Source organism: Arthrobacter sp. HMWF013 (assembly GCF_003061105.1).
GTDB lineage: Bacteria > Actinomycetota > Actinomycetes > Actinomycetales > Micrococcaceae > Arthrobacter.
Map to the genome: position 1 here is coordinate 1 of NZ_QAIQ01000522.1, position 10,062 is coordinate 10,062.

Annotated in this window: 9 protein-coding genes; 2 read left to right on the top strand and 7 right to left on the bottom strand. The window is 67.2% G+C overall.

Features of this window, described 5'->3' with window-relative positions:
• Positions 1-535: 535 nt before the first annotated feature.
• Complete coding sequence (locus tag DBR22_RS18205) at positions 536-1,000, bottom strand: AAA family ATPase (protein WP_108600170.1); 465 nt, start codon at positions 998-1,000, stop codon at positions 536-538.
• Positions 1,001-1,278: 278 nt separating this feature from the next.
• Here DBR22_RS18205 and DBR22_RS18215 point away from each other — a divergent pair, with 278 nt between their 5' ends.
• Both DBR22_RS18215 and DBR22_RS18220 read left to right on the top strand, forming a co-directional pair.
• A complete protein-coding gene (locus DBR22_RS18215) occupies positions 1,279-1,662 on the top strand; it encodes a DUF1304 family protein (RefSeq protein ID WP_108600171.1) in 384 nt (127 codons plus the stop codon).
• Between the two features lie 194 nt (positions 1,663-1,856).
• Positions 1,857-2,138 carry a PLD nuclease N-terminal domain-containing protein gene (locus DBR22_RS18220; RefSeq protein ID WP_258229288.1) on the top strand — a complete coding sequence of 94 codons (282 nt, stop codon included), beginning with the start codon at positions 1,857-1,859 and terminating at the stop codon, positions 2,136-2,138.
• Positions 2,139-2,172: 34 nt separating this feature from the next.
• On the opposite strand, the gene DBR22_RS18225 is transcribed toward DBR22_RS18220, so the two are convergent.
• From DBR22_RS18225 to arfB, 6 genes are all read right to left on the bottom strand, one after another.
• Positions 2,173-3,366, bottom strand: a complete 1,194-nt coding sequence (locus DBR22_RS18225; RefSeq protein WP_258229289.1) for a VWA domain-containing protein — start codon at positions 3,364-3,366, stop codon at positions 2,173-2,175.
• On the bottom strand, positions 3,363-5,696 hold the full coding sequence (locus DBR22_RS18230) for a DUF5682 family protein (RefSeq protein WP_108600173.1): 2,334 nt from the start codon (positions 5,694-5,696) through the stop codon (positions 3,363-3,365). Before DBR22_RS18230 ends, DBR22_RS18225 begins: the two co-directional genes overlap by 4 nt.
• Positions 5,697-5,700: 4 nt before the next feature.
• Positions 5,701-6,807, bottom strand: a complete 1,107-nt coding sequence (locus DBR22_RS25190; protein WP_108600174.1) for an ATP-binding protein — start codon at positions 6,805-6,807, stop codon at positions 5,701-5,703.
• The gene (locus DBR22_RS18240; protein ID WP_108600175.1) at positions 6,804-8,255 is read right to left on the bottom strand and encodes a DUF5691 domain-containing protein; all 1,452 of its coding nucleotides are present in this window, start codon (positions 8,253-8,255) and stop codon (positions 6,804-6,806) included. Before DBR22_RS18240 ends, DBR22_RS25190 begins: the two co-directional genes overlap by 4 nt.
• Positions 8,252-9,550, bottom strand: coding sequence for an SWIM zinc finger family protein (locus DBR22_RS18245; RefSeq protein WP_108600178.1), 1,299 nt, complete (start codon positions 9,548-9,550; stop codon positions 8,252-8,254). Before DBR22_RS18245 ends, DBR22_RS18240 begins: the two co-directional genes overlap by 4 nt.
• A gap of 69 nt (positions 9,551-9,619) precedes the next feature.
• The gene (gene arfB, locus DBR22_RS18250) at positions 9,620-10,042 is read right to left on the bottom strand and encodes an alternative ribosome rescue aminoacyl-tRNA hydrolase ArfB (RefSeq protein ID WP_108600176.1); all 423 of its coding nucleotides are present in this window, start codon (positions 10,040-10,042) and stop codon (positions 9,620-9,622) included.
• Positions 10,043-10,062: the final 20 nt, after the last annotated feature.

The following is a 10,062-nucleotide window of genomic DNA, read 5'->3' on the forward strand; positions in this document are numbered from 1 at the left end:
ACTTAGGTCAATGTTGTCTGACGGGCTCTGAATGCCCGGTAAAGGATCCTCCACCGGGCAATCAATGCAGTGCCCGTTTGGCGAGCCCTGGTCACGCTATCCAAGAATCCAGGCGACGCGGATAATGACTGACACCATAGCAATAGATCGATAGCCGCTACCTAGAGTTCTTCGGTCTCGAACGGCCGGCAGCCCGACTAATGGAGGCAAGGTGGCAACAAGGGAAGAACTGCAGCGGAGGCTTCAACGCATCTTGCGCTGGTTCCTTCCAGTAACGATCATCATGCTGATCTCCACCGGTCTAAGTCTCGTTGGTGTCGATTCGGAGCCGTGGTTCTGGACCTGAGCATTCTCTTCGGCATCGCCGCCGTCGTATTCTGCGTCCAAGTCACCAGATTCTCGCTGTGGCAGCGGGACGAGTACTGGCGGGAAAAAGGACGGGACCCTAAACACCCGGACCGCTTCCCCTCGCGTGGCACTGCTGATTAACCGAATCCTTGAAATAGCCCTCAGAAAGCGCCCGGTAAAGGATCGTTTACCGGGCGTCAGGTCTGATAGGACCCGCAATTAGACGTTCAACCTCATCCGCCAGTTCTGCGACGGGTTGACGGCCATCGAGTTCGAGGGTCGCCCCGTTCCGAAGCAGCGGTTCGACGTCGAGTACGTATTGGCGGATCGCGGACTGGTCAGCCTCTGACCTGCCGTAGGTATTGTTCGTGCGAGCGGAGACTCGCTCGATGAGGACTTCTACAGGCGCGCTCAGAAGAACAACATCGGAGAAGCGGTCATAGAAGCGCCCTTGATTCTCGACAGTCCCCGAGACAACCAGGGGCGAATCAGACGCGAGAAGTGCCGACATGCGTTGTTCATCCCATGTTCCGTCAGGAAGCACCCAGGCGTCGTAGTCGGTGTCGATCGTTCGGTAGCCCCTCCGGGACAACTCATGCAGCACAGTTGTCTTTCCCGCCCCTGACATGCCGGTGATCAGAATTCGAGACATGCGAGCCAGCCTAGCCGGTGCGCCAGGGTGCCCGTTAGCCGATCGTGTGGCGGCCGCTGGTCAGCGATCCGTTGGCTTGGCGGATGTCGGCGCTGTGGTTGAAGAGCCGTAGGTCAGCGGAGACGGATGCGCTTAAGGCGGGCTGTTGGGGCCGGGCTGGAGGCGGGCGGGCATGGGTAGTGGACTGCGTTTGCAAGCCGCCCCTTGAAGGTCTTCGCGCCTGAAGCGTAACCTGCACGCAAGAAGCGGAGATTGCAAGATTGGCCTAGGAGCGCGGCATGAATGTGCTGAGCCAGATACTCGTCGGATCCACCGGCCTGGCGCTGATAAGCGTTGGCATCCTGGAGATCTTCTTCCATGGCGATCAACGGTTTCACCGGATCTTCCTGATTAGGCCGGAAGACGTGCGCGCAGTGCGGATGTGGGCGATGAATGTTGGCGCCTACAACATCACCTTCGGCTTGGGCATCGCAGTGGGCCTGTGGCTGGTGAACTTCTCAGGCAATCCCGCCAGCGGGTCGGCCATAGTTATCTTCTGCTGCTCGTGCCACGTCTTCCTTGGTTTCTGGCTGTGGGTCACAGAGAAGCGCCTTTTGGTCAGCGCAATCGGCCAGGCGCTCTTCCCGGCGCTGGCAATCGTCTTCTACGTTCTCTTTCACTAGGGGGTGGTGGTTGGCGAATGCTAGTGGCGGCGTTTTTGGTTGCGACGCGTCACAGCAGCGCCCGTAGGGGGATCCCCTTATGGGACAGCTGAATCCCTGTGTCTCGAAACCTCAGTGCCTCAAATCCCTAGGGATACGAGACGAGTCTCCGCTTGTGCACGTTTTCCAGCCAGCACCGAAACCTGACGATATGGTTGAGCATCACTGGCAGCAACTTCTTGGGGGAAGCGATGATCATGGCACTCTCGACGTCCGACGCAAATCCACTGATGCCGTCCTGGGGCATCTTGGGATTCATGCTTGCCCTGAATGCAGTCCTGTTCATTGCGGCGCTGGTGAGCATTGCCCGCAATAGGATTCACACCACGGGCGGCACCATCGTTTGGGCTCTCATTGTCCTTTCGGTGCCAGTACTCGGTTCGATCCTGTGGTTTTTGGTGGGGCGCAGGCGGTCAGCTTTGCGCCAGGAAGGCTGATTCTCTTTGCTCAGGTTCCTCGAGGTCTGCCGAGTTACCCTTCGTGGGTTGTCGGAATGTCCTGGGACGCCGCCCATTCGCCCACGTCGCGGCGTTCGATGGCGGCGGCCATCAGGTCCGGGAACAGGTCCGGTGTGCAGGCGAACGCCGGGACGCCGATTCCGGCCAGCGCCGCAGCATGGTTCGCGTCGAACGACGGATGGCCGCTGTCGCTGAGCGCGAGGAGCGCGATCATGGTGGTTCCCGCCCCGACGATCGAGGCCGCGCGCCGCAGCATCTCCTCGGCGATCCCGCCCTCGTAGAGGTCGCTGATCAGCACCAGGATGGTCTCGGTGGGCTGGGTGATCTGGTCCTGGCAGTATGCCAGGGCGCGGTTGATGTCCGTGCCGCCGCCCAGCTGCACACCGAACAGCACGTCAACGGGATCGTCCAGCTCGTCCGTCAGGTCAACCACCGCGGTGTCGAAGACCACCAGCCGTGTGCGCACGGACCGCAACGAGCTGAGGACCGCCCCGAACACGCTGGAATACACCACGGACTCGGCCATCGAGCCGGACTGGTCAATGCACAGGATGATTTCCCGCTGGATCTCGGTGCTGCGCCTGGCGTGGCCCACCAGGCGTTCGGGCACGATGGTCCGGAACTCGGGCTGGTAGTGCTTGAGGTTGGCGGCGATGGTCCTGTTCCAGTCGATGTCCCGGTGCCGCGGCCTTCGTGTCCGCGCCGCCCGGTTCAGCGCTCCGGAGACGGCCTGGACCGTCCGCGCCCTCAGCCGCTCTTCGAGCTCATTGGTCACCTGCCGGATGACGGCCCTGGCCGTCTCGCGTGAATGCTCGGGGATCACCCGGCCCAGGCCTATCAGCGTGCTGACAAGGCCGACGTCGGGCTGTACCGTGCGCAGCATCTCCGGCTCGAGCAGCAATTGCCGCAGTCCGAGCCGGTCCATGGCATCGGCCTGCATCACCTGCACCACCGTGGACGGGAAATAGCCGCGGATGTCCCCGAGCCAGCGGGCCACGCGCGGACTCGAGGCGCCCAGGCCGCCGCGGCCGTTCTTGTCCGCCCCGTACAGCTCCTCCAACGCCTGGTCACGGCGGGCATCAGCGGCGGAGAGCTCAACGTTGTTCCCATCCGCCGTGATGCCGTCGGCCTCATTCCCGCCGAGCACCAGGCGCCAGCGGCCCAGCCGGCCGCGGCCGTTACCGCCATCGGGGTCCGCAGCACTCACGCGACCGCCTCCCATCCGAGGTACCGGGCCATGGTCCGGATGGCAGGACCGGCGGCCGCCAGATCCAGGGTGGTCTCGCCGGCCACCGGGGAGGCGCCGCCGATGCGGCTGACCTGTTCGCCGATCTCCCGCCGCTCCGGCCGGCTGAACGCCGAGAAGGTCCTGCGCAGAAGCGGCAGGACGTCGTCGAAAATCTCATCATCCACGCCCGCGACCCAGCCGTCGACGATCTCCAGGAGCCTCCGGTCGTAGACCAGCAGCGTGGCGTCGCCGGAGAGAAGTCCATCCAGCCAGGCAGCGGCTTCCCGCGCCGGGGTGGCGATCGAGAGCCGGCGGCTGAGGCTGGCCGCGACGTCGTCCCCGTCAACCAGGCCGGCGTCCAGCAGCAGCCGGGTTGCCCGCCCAGCCACCGAGCCGTGGATCCGGTCCGAACCGGCGACGGCGGCGAGGGCCCGGTGCCAGTCGTCCAGCGGCAGGTCAGGCAACAGGGACAGCCCCTGCTGGGCCGAGTCAACGGCGCGCCGCATCGCCTCTGCGGTGTCATCGTCCAGTCCGGCGCAGGCCGTGGGCAGTCCCACGCACGCCCGCACCACGGTGGTGTCCAGGATCTTCCGCACCCCCGTGACATCGACGCCGCGCACGTTGCCGTACCGGCAGGTCCGGGCCAGCGGCGCAATGGTTTCCAGCAGAGGCGCGACGTCCTGCTGCAGCGCGGTGCGCTCGGCGAGGACGGAGACGACGGCGCCGATGCCGTCCGGCAGATCCGCAAGAAGGCAGCCCGCCAGCAGCCCGCTGAGCTCCGTCAGGCTGCCCGTGTCCCGCGCCTGTTCGGAGACGTAGGCAGCGGCGGCCGAGGCAACCGTGGTGCCGTAGCGGCTGGCCTCCACCAGGTCCACAGCCAGCTCCGGCTGCCACTGGAGCGTCCACACCTCCTTGAAAGTGCCCGTGGTCCGGCCGGTTTCGGTCTGAACGCCCCACCCCACTCCGAGCAGCACCAGCCGGTGCAGCAGAACCGAACGGGCCAGCTGGCCCGGCTTGCGCAGGTCAAGGGTGAGGACCTCTTCCATGGCGCTGGGTTTCCAGCGGAGCCTGCGCTGGGTGGCGGCGAGATCGGCGGCAAGGGGCAGTGTTGGCGCGGATTCCGGCACGTTCCCCAGCTCATGTCCGACCGTTAGTTCGCGGTGCACCAGGGCCAGCGGAAGGGGTGAACCGTCGCACAGGACCGCCTGCGCGGCGTCGTCCAGTTCCGGCAGTCCCGGGCTGGGCCGCCCCCGGACGGCCGCAAGGGCTGTTGCCATCCGGCTTGCCTCCACAATGGAGGCCGTTGAGGCGTCGAGGTCTTCCCGGCGGAGGGCGTGCGCAACCCGGACCAGCCAGGTGGTGGCCACATCCGCCTCCGGATCCCGGGCCATCCAGTGGCCGAAGAGATGCTGGTACCAGCCAGGCGCCGTGACGCCGGCGCCGTACCCGCTGCGGAGGCTGAGCCTGCCGGAGGTCCACGGGACCCAGGTGACGGCCACCTTGGCCTTGGGAAGGCCGGCGAGTACCTTGTTGTCGGCAGACACCGACGGAAACGTGGAAGGCACCAGCGCGGGAGCGTGATACGCGCCGCACACCACGGCGATCCGTTCATGCCCGTCACGCATGGCAGCCCGGATCAGGCGCCGCATCCAGGCTTCCCGGCGGTTGTTTTCCAGGACATCAGGATGGTGGTCCGGCCTGTCATCAACCGCCCGGATCTCCGCAATAGCCTCGGTCAGCGCCGCGAAACGCTCCACCGGATCCGCGTTCCGGTGCTCGACGGCGTCCTCCCACCACCGTTCGGCGTCGCTGTATCCTGCGGCGCCGGCGAGTATCCCGATCGCGTCGGGCCGGTAGGGCTGCTGCGGGAGGGCGGGAGGTTCCGTTCCCTCGGCGGAGGTTCCGCCGTCGGCGTCGGAATCTTCCCCTTCCGCGTCCACTGACGACGGACCGGACGACGGCGGCCCGGCAGCTGAGGCGGCCAGCTGAAGTCCCAGGGTGTGCGCCGCGGGCAGGTCGATCGCCCGCACCTGGGCGCCCGTGGACAGCGCCCAGCGGATCGCCACCCACTCCGGCGAAAAGCCTGCCATGGGATAGAAGGAAGCCAGCCGGGGTTCGTCCGCCGCGTAAATCAGCCCGGCGACGGGTGGAACCATCTCCGGATCGGACAGCAGCGGGATCACCTGGTCAAGTTCAGGCGGGCCCTCCACCAGCACCAGGTCCGGGCGCAGGATTGCCAGGGCTTCGGCAACGGAGCGTGCCGAACCCGGGCCGTGGTGCCGGATCCCCAGGACGTGGACGTCGGTCATGAGGTCAGTTCGGGGAATCGAGGTCGCGGCAGGCCCGGTAGAGGTCCTTCCACTCCGGCCGGTTCCGGACCACGGTCTCCAGGTATTCCTGCCAGATCACCCGGTCCTGCACAGGATCCTTGACCACCGCCCCCACCAGGCTCGCCGCGACGTCGTGGGCCCGCACCGTCCCGTCGCCGAAGTGGGCGGCGAGGGAAAGGCCGTTGGTCATCACCGAGATCGCCTCGGCCGTGGACAGGGTCGCAGAGGGCGATTTGATGGTGGTGCGCTGATCCTGGGTCACGCCCGAGCGCAGCTCACGCATGACCGTGACCACCCGCCGGACCTCGGAAAGCGCGGCCAGGTCTGCCGGAAGCTCCAGGGCGGTGCCGAGGCTGCGCACGCGGGTGGTGACGATTTCGACTTCCTGCTCGATGCTGTCCGGAAGCGGCAGCACCACGGTGTTGAAACGCCGGCGAAGAGCGGAGGAAAGATCATTGACGCCCTTGTCCCGGTTGTTGGCCGTGGCAATGATGTTGAAGCCCTTGCGCGCCTGCACCTCCTCGTTGAGTTCGGGGATGGGCAGGGACTTCTCACTGAGGATGGTGATGAGCGAGTCCTGCACATCGGACGGGATCCTGGTGAGCTCTTCCACCCGGACCAGGCTTCCGGTCTCCATCGCACGCATCACCGGGCCCGGCACCATGGCCGCCCGGGACGGGCCGTCGGCGAGCAGCCGGGCATAGTTCCAGCCATACCGCAGTGCCTCCTCCGGGGTGCCCGCGGTGCCCTGAACCACCAGGGTAGAGGAACCGGACACGGCTGCGGCGAGGTGCTCTCCGAGCCAGGTCTTCGCCGTGCCTGGTCCACCCAGCAACAGCAGGGCGCGGTCAGTGGCGAGCGATGCCACGGCGATTTCGACCAGCCGCTCCGAGCCGAGGTATTTCGGCGTGATCTGGACCCCGTTCGGCAGGGTGCCGCCGAGGATATAGGTGGTCACCGCCCACGGGGACAGCCGCCAGCTGGGCGGCCGGGGCCTGTCATCCACGGCGGCCAGGGCGCTGAGCTCATCGGCATAGGCGTTCTCGGCATGGGCCCGCAGAACATCTGTGCCGGTCTGGGCATCTGTCATCGGAAAGCCTCCGTCAGGGATTGTCGGAATGAGTGGTATTGCACGGCATCACGGAGCACACGGCGGCGCCCGGCGTCGGCGTCGGACTGTTCAAGCAGGCGCCGTGCCTGTTCGGCAGCCTCGGGCGGCAGCGCGGCAGGAAGGACGTCGGCAAGCATGCTTGCCAAGCCACTGCTTTTCTTGGCGAAGAGCTGATCCAGCACGGTCCCGGCCAGGTGAAGGCCCCAAGGCCTCGGCAGGGCACGAAGCGGTTCAACCAGGCTGAACGGGTGGTCCGTTCCCGCCTTGATGTGCCGGATCAGGATGTCTTCGCGCTCGTTCCGGGGGAGGCAGTTCAACAGCCGCAGGTCAGTGCGCACGTCGAGCAGCGCCCGGACCCAGTCAAGGTCGGCCTGCAGGGCAGCGGTGGCGAGGATCGTCTCGAGGATCCGGGGTTCCTCCTTGAGCAGGGCAAGGGTTGCCGCCGGGCTGCGGCCGGAGGCAGCGGTCCAGACCTCGAGCGGAGCACCGCGTACGACGGCGTCCAGCCGGGCCAGCCGGTCGGGTTCACCGGTGCGCCTGTCAGGCGGAATCCCGTCGCGCAGCGCAGCCGCGTCCGGTTCGGGCGGGAGGCCGATCTCGAATTGTTTGCGCAGCACGCCCTTGAGGTGGACCAGCGGGCGCAGCCGGTCAGCCATCCGGCCCGAGCGGGCGCTGGCCGGCAGCCTGTCCAGCAGGCCCGCGGCGACGTCCCTCACGCTCTTGGCCTTGTCATCCAGCGCACGCTCCAGCAGCTCCTCGTCCCCGTCACTGAGGTTCGTGCTGAACGTGGCCAAGTGGGCGGCGCGCTCCCGGGCGGCGAGGGTGTCCCAGTGTGACGCAAGCTGTTCGCGGGCGGCTGCCGGATCTTCGCGGCGGAGCCGTCCAAGCTCCGTGGTGGCATCGGCGCTCTTCAGCTCTGTCCAGTCAGCGGATGCCGCGCGGTCCGTGGCGGGGACGCCGGCCTTCAGGTCCTCGAGCCAGCGGCCCCGGACACCGATGGCAGGATGCAGGCTCTCCGCGACCGCGAACCTGTTGTCTGCCAGCTCAAGCAGCTTCGGGAGCAGCCGGTGCGGAACCCGCTGTCCGGCCGCCTCGGCTAACCGGAGCCAGTCGGTGACCAGCTGGTTGCGCAGCTCCAGTCCGACAGGCGGCTGGGTGAGCAGGAGCTCCAGCAGGCGTGCAGCGTCCCCGGTTGCCTGTGGAGTGTTGTCCGGCGGGGCCGGCTCCGGGAGATCGGCAGGGTCCAGGATAGTGGAGCGCCGGGCAGCGCGGGTGGCGGCGTCGGCGAGGGCCGCCTGTTCCAGGAGAGACTCCTCGCTGGAGAGCCCGTCCGGCGGGAGGGCGCCCAATTCCACTGACGGGGTGGGTGCCGGGTGCCGTGCGGTCCCAACAAGCGCGGCGGTTCTGAGCTCGGCCAGCCATGTCATGGTGTCACTACCGCCCCGCCGATGACCGCGGAAAGCGGCCGCACACGGCCCTCCTCCAGCTCGCCGAACAGGTCCATGGGATGGCCGCCGGTGAGGGCCAGCAGCGAGTCCAAAGGTGCGTCCACCAGGGGGAGTGCGTCCCCGGATCCGTCCCGAAGCCAGCCATTTTCAGTGGGGGAGATGCGCACGCCGCCGAGCAGGACCGGGTGGCGTTCCCGCCAGGGGGAGAGCGCAACAGCAGCCGATTCGGCTTCCAGTGCTTCCTGGATGCTGCCCCCTTCGCCCAGGTCCGTTGCCATGCCGAGGGGTGCCACCTGGCTGGTGAACATGGCACGTTGAGGCGCGGAACCCGGGTAGCGCGCGACAGTGGTGTCCAGCAGCGCGCCCGCGAGCTGCGGCGTCGCCAGCGACTCACTCTGGGCGGCAAAATCGAGGACGACGACGACCGTTCCGTCGGGTGCGCGAAGCCAGGTCCGCTGCTGCTGGAGCCGTCCGTCGTCGCTGCGGTGGGCACCGAGCACCAGCCACGGGCCGGGCAGTGCTTCGATGCCCTGGACGTCGGAAGCCGGGACTGCCCATCCAACCGCCACCCGGAGGTCCGCAAGTTCAGCGGGAGCTAAAGCGTCGCGTTTGCGCCACGCTTTCGTCACGGCCCACCAGCGGCCGGCCCGGAGCAGGAGGTGGTCCGCCCAGTCCGGCCGGGCGTGGACGTCCGAACCCATGGCCCTGACCTGCTCGGCCAGGCCTGGAAGCTGCGCGTCAACCAGCCGTGCAGCTACGCCGTCCCACCAGGAATACGGCTGCGTGCGGGCGGCGGCAAGGCCGGTCCGCACCAGGTCGGTCAGCCACCGGGAAAAGTCGTCAATCCCCGCGTCCATCAACGCCATCCGGTCCGCGAGCCGCTTCGCCTGTGCCACCGGATCAGCCGGCTGGTCGCTCTGGCGCCGCTCCCGCACAGTGGCCCGTTCCGCCCGCTGCGCCGCCCATTCCTGAGCGAATTCAGCGGTCTGTGTACCGCCGTCGGCCGCTTCACCCCGGGACCAGAGCAGGAGCAGCGCGAGGGCGTGCTTGCAGGGGAACTTCCGGCTGGGGCAGGAGCACCGGTAGGCAGGGGCGGCGGTGTCCACGCTGACCTGGTAAGGGGTTTTGCCGCTGCCCTGGCATTTGCCCCAGACCAGGACGTCGTTGCTGCCTGTGTCGGACCAGGGGCCCGGACGCGCCAGCTTGCGTGCGGCTGCCAGGGAGGATGCGTCGGGCGCAGCGCTGACCACCCGCTCCTCGCTCCAACGCCCCATGAAGCACATTGTGCCCGAGGTCTCAAAAACTGCCAAGGAGGCACTGCGGCGTGGCGGCGTCAGGCGGGGCTATTCGGCAGATGGCCGCTGGCGTTGCTTCTTTGTGGCCGACCGCTGTTGTTTAGTGGCAAGGCGGCGCCGGTCCGAGCCCCGGGTTGGTTTTGTGGGCCGGCGGGGTGGCGCAGCCGGGGCAAGGCCCTCCGTGACAAGTTCAGCGAGCTTACCCAGTGCGATCTCCCGGTTGCGGAGCTGGGACCGGTGTTCGGAGGCGGTCACGGTGAGCATCCCGGTGATGAGGCGCTGTCCCAGACGGGTGAGCAGCATGGTCCGTTGCTGGTCGGAGAGCACCGCAGAGCCGGGGATGTTCCAGGAGAGTTCGACCCGGGTGTCCGTGGTGTTGACGTGCTGGCCGCCCGGGCCGGAGGAGCGTGAGAACCTCCAATGGAGTTCTGAGGCGGGAATCGTGAGCGTTGGCGACACCTCAAGATCCATGGAACAAGTGTGGCATGAGT